At 59.8% G+C, this 17,974-nt stretch carries 11 protein-coding genes; all 11 read left to right on the forward strand.

What is annotated here, in order from left to right; all coding sequences use genetic code 11:
• Nucleotides 1-151 precede the first annotated feature (151 nt).
• The 11 genes from lepA to metF all read left to right on the forward strand — a co-directional run bounded on the left by lepA (nt 152) and on the right by metF (nt 17,887).
• Nucleotides 152-2,032, forward strand: coding sequence for a translation elongation factor 4 (lepA, locus tag BBDE_RS05220; RefSeq protein WP_003843805.1), 1,881 nt, complete (start codon nt 152-154; stop codon nt 2,030-2,032).
• Nucleotides 2,032-3,240, forward strand: a complete 1,209-nt coding sequence (gene hemW / locus BBDE_RS05225; protein WP_003840262.1) for a radical SAM family heme chaperone HemW — start codon at nt 2,032-2,034, stop codon at nt 3,238-3,240. The genes lepA and hemW overlap by 1 nt, the downstream gene beginning before the upstream one ends.
• A gap of 190 nt (nt 3,241-3,430) precedes the next feature.
• A complete protein-coding gene (gene gltB, locus BBDE_RS05230) occupies nt 3,431-8,002 on the forward strand; it encodes a glutamate synthase large subunit (protein WP_033489684.1) in 4,572 nt (1,523 codons plus the stop codon).
• A 1-nt stretch (nt 8,003) separates the two neighbouring features.
• Nucleotides 8,004-9,551 (forward strand): glutamate synthase subunit beta, encoded by a 1,548-nt coding sequence (locus BBDE_RS05235; protein ID WP_003840258.1) that lies wholly within the window; start codon nt 8,004-8,006, stop codon nt 9,549-9,551.
• Nucleotides 9,552-9,755: 204 nt separating this feature from the next.
• Nucleotides 9,756-10,217 carry a membrane protein gene (locus tag BBDE_RS05240; protein WP_012902128.1) on the forward strand — a complete coding sequence of 154 codons (462 nt, stop codon included), beginning with the start codon at nt 9,756-9,758 and terminating at the stop codon, nt 10,215-10,217.
• Between the two features lie 156 nt (nt 10,218-10,373).
• Entirely contained in the window at nt 10,374-11,618 is a 1,245-nt protein-coding gene (gene glgA / locus BBDE_RS05245; RefSeq protein WP_003840254.1) for a glycogen synthase, read from the forward strand.
• Between the two features lie 151 nt (nt 11,619-11,769).
• The gene (locus BBDE_RS05250; RefSeq protein ID WP_228369760.1) at nt 11,770-12,621 is read left to right on the forward strand and encodes an ABC transporter ATP-binding protein; all 852 of its coding nucleotides are present in this window, start codon (nt 11,770-11,772) and stop codon (nt 12,619-12,621) included.
• A gap of 75 nt (nt 12,622-12,696) precedes the next feature.
• Nucleotides 12,697-13,752 (forward strand): tRNA (adenine-N1)-methyltransferase, encoded by a 1,056-nt coding sequence (locus BBDE_RS05255; protein ID WP_003840250.1) that lies wholly within the window; start codon nt 12,697-12,699, stop codon nt 13,750-13,752.
• A gap of 88 nt (nt 13,753-13,840) precedes the next feature.
• A complete protein-coding gene (locus BBDE_RS05260; protein WP_003840249.1) occupies nt 13,841-14,398 on the forward strand; it encodes a SixA phosphatase family protein in 558 nt (185 codons plus the stop codon).
• Between the two features lie 327 nt (nt 14,399-14,725).
• Nucleotides 14,726-17,032, forward strand: coding sequence for a 5-methyltetrahydropteroyltriglutamate--homocysteine S-methyltransferase (gene metE, locus BBDE_RS05265; protein ID WP_003840247.1), 2,307 nt, complete (start codon nt 14,726-14,728; stop codon nt 17,030-17,032).
• A gap of 15 nt (nt 17,033-17,047) precedes the next feature.
• Nucleotides 17,048-17,887, forward strand: a complete 840-nt coding sequence (metF, locus tag BBDE_RS05270; protein WP_003840245.1) for a methylenetetrahydrofolate reductase [NAD(P)H] — start codon at nt 17,048-17,050, stop codon at nt 17,885-17,887.
• The last annotated feature ends 87 nt before the right edge of the window (nt 17,888-17,974 follow it).

Raw genomic sequence — 17,974 nt, forward strand, 5'->3', positions numbered from 1 at the left:
CTCCAAACGACGTTTTCTATAAGGACATACAAACGAAAATGATAACATGGCGCGCGGATAAATCGCCAGCGGGCCTAGGAGTGTCGCGGCGCACCCTGCCGATACCAGCGGTTAGAATCGTTTGCGTTACGTATTTCAGGAGGAGGATGGCGTGGGCCAGCAGCATAATCAGCCCGGTTTCACCGATCAGTCGTTGATCCGCAATTTCTGCATCATCGCGCATATCGATCACGGCAAATCGACGGTGGCGGACCGCATTCTGCAGCTCAGCGGCATCGTACCGGAACGAGAGATGCGTGACCGCTTCCTCGATCGCATGGATATCGAGCAGGAGCGTGGCATCACCATCAAATCGCAGGCCGTGCGCGTGCCGTGGACCTTTGATGGCACCGAATACACACTTGGCATGATCGATACTCCGGGCCACGTCGATTTCACCTACGAAGTCTCCCGTGCGCTGGCCGCATGCGAAGGTGCCGTGCTGCTCGTCGACGCCACGCAGGGCATCGAAGCGCAGACGCTGTCCAATCTGTACATGGCCATCGACCATGATCTGGCCATCATCCCGGTGCTGAACAAAATCGACCTGCCGAGCGCCGAACCCGACAAACACGCCGAGGAGATCGCCGGCCTGATCGGCTGCGATTCGTCTGACGTGCTACGCGTCTCCGGCAAGACCGGCGAAGGCGTGGCCGAACTGCTTGATCGCATCGTCACCGATATACCGGCTCCGAAAGGTGAGCCGGATGCTCCCGCCCGCGCGTTGATCTTCGATTCGGTCTATGACTCCTACCGAGGCATCGTCACCTATATCCGTATGGTCGACGGCGAACTGCGTTCCCGTGAGAAACTGCACATGATGGGTATCGGCATGACCCATGATCCGATAGAAATCGGCGTGATCAGCCCCGACATGATGCCGACCAAGGCACTTGGAGCCGGTGAGGTCGGTTACGTGATCACCGGAGCCAAGGACGTCAGCCAATCCAAGGTCGGTGACACCATCACCTCCGCCGCGAATCCGGCCACTGAGCCGCTGGAAGGCTATCGCGACCCGCAACCGATGGTCTATGCCGGCCTGTTCCCGATCGATAACGCCCAATTCCCGGAATTACGTGAGGCGCTCGACAAGCTCAAACTCAACGACGCGGCCCTCATCTACGAGCCGGAGACTTCCGTGGCCTTGGGCTTCGGCTTCCGGTGCGGCTTCCTCGGCCTGCTCCACATGGAGATCGTGACCGAACGGTTGAGCCGCGAATTCAATCTCGATCTGATTTCCACCGCCCCAAACGTGCCGTATGAGGTCACCGCCGAGGACGGTAGCGTGCATCGCGTGACCAATCCGAGTGAATTCCCCGACGGCAAGATCAAGAGGATCGTCGAGCCGATGGTCGCCGCCGATATCATCACACCGAAGGACTTCATCGGTGCCGTGATGGATCTGTGTCAGGATCACCGTGGACAGATGGGCACCATGGAATACATTTCCTCTGACCGTGTGGAGATGCACTACCGCATCCCGCTCGCCGAAATCGTGTTCGACTTCTTCGACCAGTTGAAGAGCCGCACCAAGGGCTATGCTTCGCTCGACTACCACGAGGACGGCGAGCAGGCCGCCGATCTGGTGAAGGTCGACATTCTCATCCAAGGCGAGAAGGTCGATGCCTTCAGCGCCATCGTGCACCGCGATAAGGCATATTCCTACGGTGTGATGATGACGAAGAAGCTACGTGAGCTCATTCCGCGCCAACAGTTCGAGATTCCGATCCAAGCGGCCATCGGCTCACGCATCATCGCCCGCGAGAACATTCGCGCCCTGCGCAAGGACGTGCTTGCGAAGTGCTATGGCGGCGACATCTCACGCAAGCGCAAACTGTTGGAGAAGCAGAAGGCCGGCAAGAAGCGCATGAAGATGCTCGGACATGTCGAGGTGCCGCAGGAGGCGTTCATCGCCGCCCTGTCCACCGGCGATGCCGGCAACGACCGTGACACGAAGGACAAGATCCGCGCCGCCCAGAAGACCGAAGGCTGATGTTCGAAGTCTACATTCATGTGCCGTTCTGCATGAGACGTTGCGGATATTGCGATTTCAACACGTATACCGCCATTGACATGGGTGCGGGCGCGTCCCGGGGCAACTATGCCAACATGGTGATTCGCGAGATGGCGATCGTGCGTGATTGGCAGGAACGTCACGGCATCGTCGAACCGCCGGCCGGCACTGTTTTCTTCGGCGGTGGCACGCCGACGATTCTCAAGGCCGCGGATCTGGTGGCCATGCTGGATGCCGTACGCGAGACATGGGGAATCGCGGACAACGCCGAGATCACCACCGAGGCGAACCCCGATACGGTGAACGCCGATTACGTGCGCGAGCTTGCCGACGGCGGCTTCAATCGTATTTCCTTCGGCATGCAGTCCGCGGTTCCGCACGTCCTGAAGACGCTTGACCGCACTCACACGCCGGAGAACGTCGAGGCTGGCATCTCGGCCGCGAATGCGGCCGGCATGCGTTCCAGCGTCGACCTGATCTATGGCGCGCCGGGGGAGAGCCTTGATGATTGGCGTACCTCCGTGAATACGGCCCTCGATCTGGGAGTCAACCATATTTCCGCATACGCGTTGACCGTGGCTCCGAACACCACCATGGGTCGGCGAATCGCGGCCGGCATGTTGCCGACCCCGGACGATGATGACGAGGCCGCCAAATACGAAATCGCCGATGCGCTACTGTCCGCGGCGGGACTTGAATGGTATGAAATCAGCAACTGGGCGCGTCCAGGTTACGAATCACGGCATAACCTCGGCTACTGGCGCAACGTCGACTGGGCCGGACTCGGACCCGGGGCGCATTCCCATTACGATGCACCCGCCCTTTTCGAGCGAGGAACCGCCAGAAGAGGCCAGGCCGATGGAGAGGACAGCGCGACGGCCCTGCGTTCCTGGGACATCGCACATCCGCGCCTGTGGGGTAGCGCCATCAGCGAGGGCAGGATCCCGTGGGCTGGCAGCGAGAACATCACCGTCGAGGAGAATCTCGAAGAGACCATCATGCTTGGCCTGCGTATTCGAGGGGGCCTTGACATCGCACGGCTCGGCAATGCCATCGCCGAAACCACATGGCGTGAGCTGGAGCATGACGGCCTGATCACCGTTGAGCATCATCATGCCATCCCCACGCTTCGCGGGCGCCTGCTCAACGACACCATCATCGCCAAACTGCTGGAATCATTGGACTGACGATATTGCATAACGGCGATGCGAGGTCGTTTTCGCATGCTTGGCGAGAATCATTACGTGGGTATTGACAATGCCGTCGATTCGTTATATGGACACCTGAAACGCTATCGACATGGGGGCGCGGTATTCTAAACCACGCATTAAAGAACCGCAAGACTTTTCTTGCCCAAAAACATTGAAGGTGGTTTCGGTGACTTTCCACGCCCCGTTAGATCTGACGATCCATGATTCCCAAGGTATGTATGATCCCGGCGCCGAGCACGACGCCTGCGGCGTGGGTATGGTCACCACCCTCAACAAACGACCGGAGCGCAAGATCGTTGACGACGCCATCGAAGTGCTTGTCAACCTGAACCATCGTGGTGCGGTCGGCGCCGAAGAGAATACCGGTGATGGCGCGGGCATCCTCATGAGCATGCCCGACGAGTTCATGCGTGCCACCGTAGGTGTGGAACTGCCTGAGGAAGGCCACTATGCAGCCGGCATCGCATTCCTCGACCGTGACATCGCCACCTCCGGTCAGCAGGAGCAGGCCATCGCCCGAATCGTGCGTGAAGAGGGTCTCGAAGTACTCGCATGGCGCATCGTGCCAACCAACCCGGACGGACTCGGCCTGCAGGCTCTTGCCAGCATGCCGGCGTTCAAGACCCTCGTTGTGGCCGATCCGGACAATCAGCTCGCCGGCATCGAATTGGATCGCAGGACCTTCCGCATCCGCAAACGCGTGGAGCACGAGGTTGGCATCTACTTCGCGTCCCTGTCCGCGCGCACCATCACCTACAAGGGCATGCTGACCACCATGCAGCTCAAGCCCTTCTTCCTGGATCTGTCCGATGAGCGCATGAAGGCCAAAATCGCCATCGTGCACTCCCGCTTCTCCACGAACACGTTCCCGAGTTGGCCGCTGGCCCAGCCATTTCGTCAGCTGGCCCACAATGGCGAGATCAACACCATCCAGGGCAATCGCAACTGGTTGTCCGCCCGTGAAGGCCGACTGAGCTCCGAACTGCTCGGTGAGTTCAAGCCGCTGCTGCCGATCGCCACCCCGGGCTATTCCGATTCCGGTACCTTCGACGAGTGCCTTGAGCTGCTGCATCTCGCCGGCCGCTCCATGCCCCATGCCATCTCCATGATGCTGCCGCCGGCATGGGAGAAGAACGATCAGCTCGACCCGGATGTCAAGGCGTTCTACGAGTACAACAACACGTTGATCGAGCCGTGGGACGGTCCGGCGCATATCATCTTCACCGATGGCACCCAGGTCGGTGCGTTGCTCGACCGTAACGGCTTCCGACCGGGCCGTTGGCAGCTCACCGATGACGGCTACATCGTGCTCGCCTCCGAAACCGGCGTGCTGCCGGAGGTGGCTGAGGAGCATATCGTGTCCAAAGGCCGCCTCGAGCCGGGCAAGATGTTCCTCGTCGACACCAATGAAGGCCGTATCATTCCGGACGAGGAGATCAAGAAGGCTCTCGCTTCCCAGCACCCGTACCGTCAATGGGTGGAAGGCAACTCCGTCGAAATGAGCGAACTTCCCAAGCGCGAGCACGTCAACCACTCCGGTCAGTCCGTGCAACGTCGACAGCGCGCCTTCGGCTACACCGAGGAGGACCTGAAGCTCCTGCTTGCCCCGATGGCCAACACCGGCAAGGAACCTCTGGGTTCCATGGGCAACGACGCGCCTATGGCCGCGCTGTCCAACCGCAGTCGCATGCTGTTCGACTACTTCACCCAGAAGTTCGCACAGGTCACCAATCCGCCGCTCGATTGGGAACGCGAAAAGATCGTGACTTGCCTTGAATCCGCCATCGGTCCGGAACCGAACCTGCTGGCCGATTCCGAATTGCACGCCAAGAAGATTCTCATTCCGCTCCCGGTGCTTAACTCCGACGAGATGGCGCAGCTCAAGCGCCTCGACCGAGCCAAGTTGCTCGGCGGCTATTACAAGCCGTTCATCGTCAAGGGTCTCTATCAGGTCGCCGGTGGCGGCAAGGCGCTGAAGGAACGTCTGAACGAGATTTTCGAGGAAATCGACAAAGCCATCGAAAACGGCTCCAACTTCCTAGTGCTTTCCGACCGCGATTCCAACTACGCATGGGGTCCGATTCCGTCGTTGCTGCTCACCTCAGCGGTACAGCACCACCTGCTGCGCCGTCATACCCGCACGCAGATCTCCATGGTGGTCGAAGCCGGCGATGTGCGCGAAATCCATCATGTCGCGTTGCTGATCGCCTATGGCGCGGCGGCAGTGAACCCGTATCTGGCCTTCGAATCCGTTGAGGATCTGGCTCGCAAGGGCTACCTCAAGGTGGACGCCGAAACCGCCGTGAAGAACCTGACCGGCGCGCTATCCACCGGCGTACTCAAGATCATGGCCAAGATGGGCGTCTCCACCATCATGAGCTATCGTGGCGCCCAGCTGTTCGAAGCCATTGGTCTGAACAAGGATGTCATCGACGAGTATTTCGCCGGGACCACCTCCCGCGTGGGTGGCGTCGGCCTCGACGAACTCGCCGAAGAAGTGGCCATTCGCCACCGCGTGGCCTACCCGACCCAGTGGACTGCGCGCCCGCATCGTAATCTGCGTACCGGCGGCGAATACAAGTGGCGCCGCACCGGTGAGGATCACCTCAATGATCCGGAGGCCATCTTCCTGCTGCAGCAGTCGACCCAGCGTGGCGATTACGAAATGTTCAGGAAGTACTCGAACCACATCAACGACACCTCCAACCGTCTGATGACGCTACGAGGCCTGATGAAGTTCAAGTCCGACCGCAAGCCGATTGACATCTCCGAAGTCGAGCCGGCCAGCGAGATCGTCAAGCGTTTCTCCACGGGTGCCATGAGCTATGGCTCCATCTCCCAGGAGGCGCACGAAACCCTCGCCATCGCCATGAACACCATCGGTGCGCGTTCCAACTCCGGTGAGGGCGGCGAATCCGAGGACCGTATCAACGACCCGTTGCGCTACAGCAAGATCAAGCAGATCGCCTCGGCTCGCTTCGGCGTGACCAGCGACTATCTCGTGCATGCCACCGACCTGCAGATCAAGCTCGCCCAAGGCGCCAAGCCGGGCGAAGGCGGCCACCTGCCAGGTGCCAAGGTTCCGCCGTGGATCGCCAAGGTGCGTCATGCCACCCCAGGCGTGGAACTCATTTCCCCGCCGCCGCATCACGACATCTATTCCATCGAGGATCTGAAGCAGCTGATCAACGATGCGAAGATGGCCAATCCGAAGGCCCGCATTCACGTCAAGCTTGTCTCCGAGTTCGGTGTCGGCACCATTGCCGCAGGTGTGGCCAAGTGCCATGCCGACGTGGTACTGATCTCCGGCTATGACGGCGGTACCGGTGCGGCTCCGCTCAACGCCATCAAGCATGCCGGCACTCCGTGGGAGATCGGCCTGTCCGAAACCCAGCAGACGCTGGTACTGAACGGCTTGCGTTCCCGCATCACCGTGCAGTGCGACGGCGAGCTCAAGACCGGCCGCGACGTCATGATCGCAGCTTTGCTCGGCGCCGAGGAATTCGGTTTCGCCACGGCTGCGCTGATCGTCGAAGGCTGCGTCATGATGCGCGCCTGCCAGAAGAACACCTGCCCGCAGGGCATCGCAACGCAGGATCCGGAACTGCGCGCCCGCTTCAGAGGCAAGCCGGAGCATGTCGTCAACTTCTTCATGTTCATTGCCGAAGAGGTGCGCGAACTGCTCGCCCAACTTGGCTTCCGTACGCTGGAGGAGGCGGTCGGCCACGTCGAATGCCTTGATCAGAACGAAGCCATCAGGCGATGGAAGTCCGACGGCATCAATCTGAGCAATGTGCTCATGCAGCCGGGCCCGATTCCGGGAACCATCCTGCACAAGACCATCGATCAGAACCACGAGCTCGATAAGGCACTCGACAACAAGCTCATCGAACTTGCCCAACCGGCCTTCGACAAGAAAGAGCCAGTGCGCATTGAAATGCCGATTCGCAACGTGTACCGTACGCTTGGCACCATGGTCGGTTACGAGATCACCAAGCGCTATGGTGAGGAGGGCCTGCCGGATGACACCATCGACATGACGTTCCACGGCGCCGGCGGACAGTCCATCGGCGCGTTCATCCCGCGTGGCGAGACCATTCGTGTGTACGGCGAAGTCAATGATTACGCCGGCAAGGGTCTGTCCGGCGGCCGCATGGTGGTTCGCGCGGAATCGAATGTCTCATTCGACCCGCATGAGAACGTGATCGCAGGCAACGTCACCGGCTTCGGTGCGACCTCCGGACAGATGTTCGTGGCCGGACGCGCCGGCGAACGCTTCGGCGTACGTAACGGCGGCGCCACCTTCGTGGTGGAGGGCGTGGGCGACCACGGCTGCGAATACATGACCGGCGGCACGGTCGTCATCCTTGGCTCCACCGGCCGTAACCTCGGCGCAGGTTTCTCCGGTGGCAACGTGTACGTGCTCGATCTCGACATGAAGCAGGTCAATCCGGCGGCCGCCACCAATAGCGCGCTGCTGTTTGAGCCGCTCGACGCCGAAGCGAATGAACTGGTGCACGGTCTTGTCAAGCAGCATGCCGAGGAGACCGGCTCCGCCTTCGCGGAAGGCCTCCTCGCCGACTGGGAGAACAGCGCCAAGCGGTTCACCCACATCGTTCCGAAGCACTTCCTTGCCATGCAGAAGGCGATGAAGAACGCCGAGGAGAACAACATCGATTTCAATACGCCCGGCGTCTGGGAACAGGTGTACGAGCAGGTTATGGAAGGAGCGCGCTGACATGGGAGATCCTCGTGGATTCCTGAAGGTCCGTACCCGTCGCGAACTAGCCGAACGCCCCATTGAGGAGCGCATCAAGGACTGGTTCGACGTCCACGCCGAATCCGGCCTGCAGCCGTGGACCACCGAACAGGCGGCCCGCTGCATGGACTGTGGCACTCCGTTCTGCATGAGCGGCTGCCCGCTCGGCAACATCATCCCCGAATTCAATGATCTGGTGCGTCAGGAGAAGTGGGAGGACGCATACAATCGTCTGTCCGAAACCAACAACTTCCCGGAAGTCACCGGCCGCATCTGCCCGGCTCTGTGCGAAGCCGCCTGCGTGCTCGGTATCCACCAACCGGCCACGATGATCAGGAACGACGAATGCACGATCATCGACCAAGCGTGGGATCTGGACTATGTCAGGCCCCTGCCCCCGCAGCGACTGACCGACCAGACCGTTGCCGTGGTTGGTTCCGGCCCATCCGGCCTTGCATGCGCGCAACAGTTGACCCGCGCCGGCCATACCGTGGTCGTGTATGAACGTGATGACGCCATCGGTGGTCTGATGCGTTACGGCATTCCGAACTTCAAGCTCGACAAGCGACTCATTGACCGTCGTGTGGAGCAGATGGAGGCCGAAGGCACCGTGTTCCGCACCGGCGTGGAGATCGGCAAGGACATCTCCTGGGATGATCTGCGTTCCCGTTACGACGCCGTGGTGGTGGCCATCGGCTCCACCGTGCCACGCGATATGAAAATTCCCGGCCGCGAACTCAAGGGCATCCATTTCGCCATGGAATTCCTGCCCGACGCCACCCGTCGCGTGTACGGCGTCAAACCGGTCAACGACATCACCGCCGAAGGCAAGCACGTGGTGATCATCGGCGGCGGCGACACCGGTTCCGACTGCCTGGGCACTTCCATCCGCCAGGGCGCAAAGGACGTCACCGTGCTGCAGATTATGCCGCAGGAGCCGACCGAACGTCCGGGCAACCAGCCGTGGCCCACCTTCGCGCGTCTGTACCAGAAGACCACTTCCATGGATGAAGGTTTCGAGACCCAGCGTGCCGAATACGTTTACAGCACCGATTCGGTGAATTTCGTCGGTACTGAGGAGGAACAGGCCAAGGTCAAGGTGGAGGACGCCACCGCCACCGAAGGTTTCGTGGCGGACGAGAACGGCCACGTGACCGGTTTGAAGGTCGTGAACGTCGCACCGGGCGAAAATGGTCCATTTACCCGTCAGCCGGGTACCGAACGCGTGATTCCGGCTGACTTGGTGCTTATCTCCGTGGGCTTCCTGCATCCGGATACCACCACGTTGGTGGACCAGTTGCCGGTCGACCTCGATGGCCGCGGCAACGTGGCGCGTAACGACAAGTTCGCCACCTCCCAGGACGGCGTCTTTGCCTGCGGTGACGCCGGTCGTGGCCAGAGCCTCGTGGTGTGGGCCATTTCCGAGGGCCGTTCCTGCGCGGCCGCCGTGGATGAGTACCTCACCGGATCCACCGAGCTGCCGGCTCCGATCGTCGCATCCAAGCGACCGATGATGCTTCCGCGCTGAGTGACAGCACGGTAGAAGACGAACGTAATCGCACGTGAGACGGCCTTTTCCGAATCAACGGGAAGGGCCGTCTTGCCGTATCCGACTCCGAGCCGTTCAACATCGACCATTTCAATATCGACCATATGACGTGCTGCGTTCATGAAAAAGCGGCGGGCGTGCGGTAGAGTGGCATGCAGCAACACGTAACAAAGGAGTGCTTCAATGCCAAACCGTGCAGAACGTCGAGCCCAAGCCAAGCAGAATCGCAGGGGAGTGCCGCAACAGTATGACCAGACCCATGGCCGCGCACGTTCCGGAATGATTGACGAATACCAACTGCAGGAGAAGTCCCGTAGGTTGCAGGAGGGCACAGACGGGCCGTGGAAGCCGACCGGTGGCACGGTCGAAGTGACCGAAAACCTGCTGACGACCAACCCGGACTATACGAATCCGAAGATGTTCAAGGCTCCGCATTCCACCCGCCAGTGGTTCCGTGTGGCCAGCTGGGTGCTGATCGCGCTGTCGGCCATCGCCTTTTTCGTGATCATGTGGCTGCCGCAGCATCCGATGTGGCTCATCGCCACGGTTTCCGCGGTCTTCGCGGTAGGTGTGATCAGCCTGTTCTTCACTGCGGGCAATCCGCGGCACAATCCGAACCTTGATCAGAACGGGACCGCCGTCTGATGCGGAGTCGTTGCAGACGTCTCTGAACATTTGCAGATGATATTGAATACAACGCACGATTGTCATGACACGAATGCAACAATCGTGCGTTTCGCATTGTCTTGGCCTAAAGTGGAACACGGAACGACTATCTGACTCGAAGAGGAGAGTGCAGTTATGAAGGTTGACATCCTTTCCCGGGAATACCCACCGAAGGTGTACGGCGGCGCAGGCGTACATGCGGAAGAGCTTTCCAAGGTGCTGGCGGAACGTGTCGACGTGACCGTCCGTGCGTTCGACGGCCCGCGCGCCGAAGCCGATGTTCCCGCCATTCCCGGCGATGCCCCGAAAGGCTCGCTCACAGTCGTCGGCTATGACGTTCCGAAGGAATTGGAAGGCGCCAATGGCGCGCTGAAGACCTTCGGCGTTGACTTGCAGATCGCCAATGACGTCGATGCCGACATCATCCACGCCCACACCTGGTATGCATGCCTGGCCGGCTATCTCGCCAAGATGCTGCATGGCACGCCGCTGGTCATCACCGCGCATTCGCTTGAACCGTTCCGCCCGTGGAAGCGTGAACAGCTCGGCGGCGGCTACAACCTGAGCTCCTGGGCCGAAAAGGACGCCTACGAGCATGCCGACCGTGTGATCGCCGTGTCCGCGGGCATGCGTGAGGACATCCTCACCGCCTATCCGAACCTCGACCCGGACAAGGTGGTCGTGGTACACAATGGCATCACCATGAGTCAGTTCGAAACCCCCGCCGACGACGATCCGGGTTGGAAGGTGTTCGAGCGCTATGACATTGACCGGAACAAGCCGACCCTGCTGTTCGTCGGCCGTATCACTAGGCAGAAGGGTTTGCCATACCTGCTTCAGGCGTTGCACTTCGTCGATCCGGGCATTCAGATCGTGCTGTGCGCAGGTGCGCCGGACACTCCGGAGATCATGGAGGAGGTCAAGACGGCCTTCGCCAAGCTTGACGAGGAACGCGGCAATATCATCTGGATCGAGGAGATGCTGCCGAAGCCGGAACTGAACGCCCTTGAGCATGGCTGTGACGCGTTCATCTGCCCATCCATCTACGAGCCGCTCGGCATCGTGAACCTGGAGGCCATGGCATGCGGGCTGCCGGTCGTCGCCTCCGCCACCGGCGGCATTCCGGAAGTCGTCGTCGACGGCGAGACAGGCTATCTCGTGCCGGTCGACCAGTTGCATGACGGCACCGGTACCCCGACCAATCCGGACAAGTTCGTACATGATATGGCCGACGCCATCAACAGGATCATGGCCGATCCGGAGAAGGCGAAGAAGATGGGACAGGCCGGCTATGAGCGTGCACGGGACCACTTCAGCTGGGAATCGATTGCCGACAAGACCGTCAAGGTCTACGAGGATGTGATTGCCGAACAGGAGTAGCCGCAAATCGCCGATCGGTCCATGACCGACAGGCAGACGCAGGCCATTCGACGCCTCCCGCCATGCATTATGCTGGCAGGAGGCGTTTCGCATATGCGATCATAGGATGATTATCATGGCGCAATCCTATGCAGAAGGAGAGGGAGAAAGCATGGTCGAGCAGGACACGGCACTGAAACTTACTGACGTGGAATTTCGCCGCAACAGGCGCGTGATCCTCACCAAAGTCAATCTGGAAATCAAAAAAGGTGAGAAATGGGTGCTGTTCGGACCCAATGGCATCGGCAAATCCAGCCTGGTACAGATGATGAGCACTCGCGGATTCCCATCCTGCGGCACCGTCGACATCCTCGGCAACCGATTGGGCAAGGTCAACGTATTCTCCTACCGCAACCGCATCGGACTGAGCTCGGCCGAACTGGGGCGCGCGTTCCCTCCTCAGGAGGATCCGCTCGACGCTATCGTGACAGCGTTGACCGCCATCACCGGCCGTTGGCGTGACACCTACACTGATGAAGATTATGCCAAGGCGCGTTCCCTTATGCGCGAATTCGGTATCGAATACCTCGAAGGCAAGATGATGTTCAAGCTTTCGGAGGGCGAACGTACCCGTGTGCTCATCTGCCGTGCGCTGATGGCTGATCCGGATCTATTGATTCTGGACGAGCCGACCACCGGTCTCGATCTGGGCGGCCGTGAAATCGCGTTGCGCGCGTTGAGCCGTGTCGGCGCGGAGGAATCGGACCGTGCCGTGCTGCTGGTCACGCACCGGCTTGAAGAGATTCCGCAGGGTTTTGACCATGTGGCGATTATGGGTCGCATCACCGGCAACGAGGCGGACGCCTATGCGGACAATGTGGCCGGTAACGATCCGGCTCCGGGCACCATCGTGTATACGGGCGACCTGGAACATGGCTTCACTTCCGAGCGGCTGAGCCAGGTGTTCGGCCTTGATTTGAATGTGACCCATGCGAACGGACGATGGAACGCCTACGCCGTATGATGCCTTCGCCGTTGCGCGTGCGATAGCATGAGTAGTCGAAATCAGCTATGCATGAAGAACATGAAGGAGTGATTGATGCGTCGAGGACCGCTTGAGGCCGGAGAGAAAGTGCAGTTTACGGACCGCAGGTCCAACAAGATCACCGACCAGCTCGTGCCGGGCGGCGTGACGCAGACCTCGCACGGCATCATCCTGCATGATGAGGTGATCGGACGGACGGAAGGCTCCGTAATCGTGACGGTCAGCGCCAAACGTGAGGCGCAGATCAACCAGGACCATCCCGAACGCGACGCCAACAAGCCATGGAAGGGTACGCGTGCCATCGGCGGCTGGGAATTCGCCGTGATGCGTCCGCGGCTGGCCGATTATGTGCTATCCATGCCGCGCGGCGCGCAGATCATGTATCCGAAGGACATTGCGCAGGTAATTCAGCTCGGCGACATCCGTTCCGGCATGAACGTGCTCGAATCCGGTGCGGGCTCGGGCGCCATGAGCATCAATCTGTTGGATGCGGTGGGGGAGGGCGGCAGGCTCACCACCATCGAGATGCGTTCGGAATTCGCGCGTGTGGCCGAAGCCAATGCCACGATCTATTTCGGCGGCCGCCCTGCTTGGTGGGATCTGAAAACCGGCGATTTCGATTCGGTTGCGGCCGGACTGCCGGAGCATTCCTTCGACCGCATCATGCTCGATATGCTTGACCCGTGGAACCGGCTCGAACAGGCATACCGCGTGATGGCACCAGGGGGTGTGCTCGTGGCATACGTGACCACCACTACGCAACTGAGCCGCATGGCCGAGGCGTTACGTGACGCGGGCTGTTGGACCGAACCGGACATTCAGGAGACGCTGGAACGCAACTGGAAGGCGCAGGGACTGGCGATTCGTCCCGACCATCAGATGATCGGACATACCGGTTTCCTGATGGTCTCGCGGGCCATGGCCCCTGGATTCCAGGCGTTGCGCAAACGTGACCGTGCCACGAAGGACACGACTACCGACATTGACTCACTGAGTGCCGAGGAACGCGCCGAACAGCTCGAGGATCTCGAGCTACGTGACATCTCCGACCGCAAGCTGCGTAAGGTGTTGCGTGACCTCGACGCGCAGGTGAACGCAATCGACGAATAATGCGCGGGTCTTGCCATGTGTTCTGCGACAATGGAAGATGCGACGGGTACCGTTGTAAGCCTGAACCGAAGATGGGGAGCATGCGACCATGGGAACAAGCCTGAAGAAGGTTGCCAAAAAGGCCAAGGATTACAAGTATGTGTTGATGGTGATGCGTCACGCCAAGACCGAGCCATTTGGCAACGGTGGAGATGCCGGCCGTGAGCTCACCGACAAGGGGCGCAAACAGGCGAAGTCGGTGGCCAAGGGATTGGCGTCCTTCAAGCTGGTTCCGGATCGCATAGCATGTTCCAGTGCGACCCGTGCGCGCCAGACCTGCGACCGTATGCTCAAGGTGTTCGGCGATGACCCGAAGGTCGATTATCGGCAGAGTCTGTACGAAGGCGGCGTGCAATCCGTGTTCGACGAACTTGCGCAAACCAAGGAGAAACGCCGCGTACTGCTGATTCTCGGTCATGAACCGACCGTATCGATCGCATGCCAGTGGATTGCCAGCTCCGAATCCGATCCGACATTGCTCGATCTGTTGAATCTGGGCATGTCCCCAGCCTCGATCGCCGTGTTCGGTGCGGACGAGCCGTTCAACCAATGGCAGCTGCACAGCGGCGAACTCATCGCCCTGCTTACGGCCAAGGATTTCGACTAGGCCCGGGTTCATGGCGGGAGGACGACCATAACGGCTGGCGGGAACGGCTCCCTTACCGCTCTGCTTGGGCAGTGTTTCACGGCGGACACTGTTTTGCACGTGGCTTGTCTTTTCGGACAAGAGACTGGTAAACCGAGTTGGAAGAATCCGGGGTCTCCTGAACGCCATGGCTTCCGTGACATAGCAGTAGGAAGTCGAGCATGTTTGGCGGCGAAGCTGACATATAAGGCTGGCTTATAACGACATTCAAATTTTCCTAATGCCTTATAGCAGGGCATTCTGTGATAGCTTGGGCGGGTTGCATTGTTCATGTCAGATGGAGGATTCATGTCCGCTCTCACTTCCGTCTCCGGTTTTCCGCGCATCGGCCAAAACCGTGAGCTGAAGAAGATCATTGAAGCATATTGGAAGGGCAACGCCGCCCTTGATGAGGTGCGTGCCACCGCCAAGGAGCTGCGCGCCAAGCACTGGAAGTTGCAGCAGGCCGCAGGCGTCGATCTGATTCCCAGCAACGACTTCAGCTACTACGATCAGATGCTTGACACCGCCATTCTGCTGAACGTCATTCCGCAGCGCTACCAGCGTCTCGCCTTCGATAATCCGGAAGAGACCCTGTTCGCGATGGGTCGTGGCTACCAGGGCGACAAGGGCGACGTGACCGCCTTGCCGATGAAGAAGTGGTTTACCACCAACTATCACTATCTTGTGCCGGAAGTCGATGCGGCCACCGATATCAAGCTCAACGGCACCAAGCCGTTCGACGAATTCAATGAAGCCAAGGAGCTTGGCGTCATCACCAAGCCGGTACTTATCGGTCCGTACACCTTCCTTAAGCTCGCCCGCAACCCGCAGGCCGAAGAACTCGAATACGACAAGGGCCTCGTGAACGCGGTTGCCGCGGTCTACGCCGAAATCATCTCCAAGTTCGCGGAGCTTGGCGCGGAATGGGTTCAAATCGACGAACCGTACCTCGTACTCGACAAGGAACCGGGCGACGTAGAACTGTTCAAATCCCTGTATGCCAAGATCCTGCCCGCCCGCGAAGGCAAGATCAAGATCCTGCTCAACACGTACTTCGGTCACATTGCCGATGTCTATGAAACCGTCAACCTGCTCGGCTTCGACGGCATCGGTCTTGACCTCAACGAAGGCAAGGACGAAAACCTCGCTGCCGTCGAACAGTACGGCGTAGCGGAAGATACCACTCTCTTCGCCGGCGTGGTCAATGGGCGCAACATCTGGCGCAACAACTATGCCGTGAGCCTCGGCCTGGTCGATGCCCTGAAGAAGGTCACCGACAACGTGGCCGTCTCCACCGCCAGTTCCTTGCTGCATGTGCCGTTCAGCACCGAAGGCGAGGACGGTCTCGCCGACGAGGTGCGCAGGCATTTCGCCTTCGCCGTCGAAAAACTTGATGAGCTGCACGAAGTTGCCGTGCTCGCCGACGCCAGCGAAGACGAGAAAAAGGCCTCCGCCGAACTCAAGGCCAATCAGGCGCTTTTTGATGGCACCCGCGTCGCCGTCGATCAGGCCGTAGCCGATCGACTCGCCGCACTGAACGCCGACGATTTCGTTCGTCAGCCGGCCCGCGCCGAGCGTCAGAAGGAACAGCGTGAGGCCCTCGGCCTGCCGCTATTGCCGACCACCACCATCGGCTCCTTCCCACAGACCAAGGAAGTGCGTGCCGAACGCGCCAAGCTGCGTAAGGGCGAAATCACCAAGGCCGAATACGACGACTTCATGAAGTCACAGATCGACGCCTGCATCAGGCATCAGGAGGATCTCGGACTCGACGTGCTCGTCCACGGCGAATTCGAGCGTAACGACATGGTCGAATACTTCGGCCAGAACCTCAACGGATTCCTGTTCACCAAGAACGCCTGGGTGCAGTCCTATGGCACCCGTTGCGTCAAGCCTCCGATCGTGTGGGGCGATGTGTCCCGCGCCAACCCGATCACCGTGGAGTGGAGCTCCTACGCGCAATCCCGCACCGACCACGTGATGAAGGGTATGCTCACCGGCCCGGTGACCATCCTCAACTGGTCTTGGCCGCGCGAGGACATCACCCACGAACAGCAGACCCAGCAGCTCGCGCTCGCCATCCGTGACGAAGTGCTCGATCTTGAGGCTGCCGGTATCAAGGTCATCCAGATCGATGAGGCCGCGTTGCGCGAAAAGTTGCCGTTGCGTAAGACCGACTGGCATAAGAAATACCTCGACTGGGCCATTCCGGCATTCCGTCTGGTGCACTCCGCCGTCAAGCCGACCACACAGATCCACACCCACATGTGCTATTCGGAGTTCAACGACATCATCAAGGACATCGATGCCATGGACGCCGACGTAATCTCCTTCGAAGCCTCTCGAGGCGATCTTGTGGTGCTCGATGCCATTCACGACGCCAGCTTCGAAACCGAAGCCGGTCCAGGCGTTTACGACATCCACTCGCCGCGCATCCCGTCCGAACAGGAGATCGAGGAACGAATCCATGAGATCCTCAAGAAGATGGATGTCGAAAAGGTGTGGATCAATCCGGACTGCGGCCTGAAGACCCGCGGCAACGCCGAAACTTGGCCGAGCCTCGAACATCTTGTGACCGCGGCCAAGGCCGTACGCGCCAAGCTCGCCAGGTAAGGTGCAAAGCATCCCATGCATTCACCACTGTTTTCGCTTGAGGTATTCCCGCCGAAGCGAACCTCCCCTGTAGGCACCATCTACGACACATTGGATGGCCTGCAGGGGCTGGATCCCGATTTCATTTCCGTGACCTACGGTACCGGCAGATCGTCCGACCGGACGCTCACCGCGCGCATTGCGCATACCGTGAGCGAATACGGCATACCCTGTGTGGCCCACCTGACCGCACAGTACCTCAATAAGGATGATGTCGATCAGGCACTCGACATGTTTGACGAAGCCAAGGTTTCCGGCGTGCTCGCCCTGCGTGGCGATCGCGTGGAAGGTGCCGAACCGGCCGGCGTCTTTGAGCACGCCAGCGATCTGGCTGCCTACATTCGCGAGGAACGTCCGAATCTCAAGATCTACGGAGCCTGCTATCCGGAGAAGCACCCGCAGTCGGCCACGCTGGAAGATGACATCGACAATCTCAAGAAAAAGGTCGATGCCGGCGTCACGCACCTTATCTCGCAGCTGTTCTACGACAATGAGGATTTTCTACGCTTTCTCGACAAGGTGCGTGCGGTCGGAATCGAGATACCGATCGAGGCCGGCATCATGCCGGTGATGAACGCCAAATCCGTGCGTCGCATGGCCGGAATCTGCCAGTCTCGCGTACCGGAGAAGCTGGAAGTCATGCTAGACAAGTGGGGCGGCGACAATGCCGTACTCAAGGAGGCCGGCATCGCCTACGCCTCCGAGCAGATCAGCGATCTGGTGGCGCGTGGCGTTGACGGTGTGCACCTGTATACGATGAACCACCCTTGCGTCAGCAGACGCATCTGGTCCAACGTCAAACCATTTTTCGTCTGACGCCAGACGATGCAACAAACACGAGGGGCGGTCGCGAGCATTTCGCGACCGCCCCTACGTCATTGCCGACGCTATATTAAATACCAT

Source organism: Bifidobacterium dentium JCM 1195 = DSM 20436 (assembly GCF_001042595.1).
GTDB classification, from domain to species: Bacteria; Actinomycetota; Actinomycetes; order Actinomycetales; family Bifidobacteriaceae; genus Bifidobacterium; species Bifidobacterium dentium.

Bases quoted from the DNA above. Each gene is read 5' to 3' on its own strand.
- metE (WP_003840247.1), top strand. From the start codon at position 14,726: ATGTCCGCTCTCACTTCCGTCTCCGGTTTTCCGCGCATCGGCCAAAAC.
- BBDE_RS05260 (WP_003840249.1), top strand. From the start codon at position 13,841: ATGGGAACAAGCCTGAAGAAGGTTGCCAAAAAGGCCAAGGATTACAAG.
- metF (WP_003840245.1), top strand. From the start codon at position 17,048: ATGCATTCACCACTGTTTTCGCTTGAGGTATTCCCGCCGAAGCGAACC.
- BBDE_RS05240 (WP_012902128.1), top strand. From the start codon at position 9,756: ATGCCAAACCGTGCAGAACGTCGAGCCCAAGCCAAGCAGAATCGCAGG.
- hemW (WP_003840262.1), top strand. From the start codon at position 2,032: ATGTTCGAAGTCTACATTCATGTGCCGTTCTGCATGAGACGTTGCGGA.
- BBDE_RS05255 (WP_003840250.1), top strand. From the start codon at position 12,697: ATGCGTCGAGGACCGCTTGAGGCCGGAGAGAAAGTGCAGTTTACGGAC.
- glgA (WP_003840254.1), top strand. From the start codon at position 10,374: ATGAAGGTTGACATCCTTTCCCGGGAATACCCACCGAAGGTGTACGGC.
- BBDE_RS05235 (WP_003840258.1), top strand. From the start codon at position 8,004: ATGGGAGATCCTCGTGGATTCCTGAAGGTCCGTACCCGTCGCGAACTA.
- BBDE_RS05250 (WP_228369760.1), top strand. From the start codon at position 11,770: ATGGTCGAGCAGGACACGGCACTGAAACTTACTGACGTGGAATTTCGC.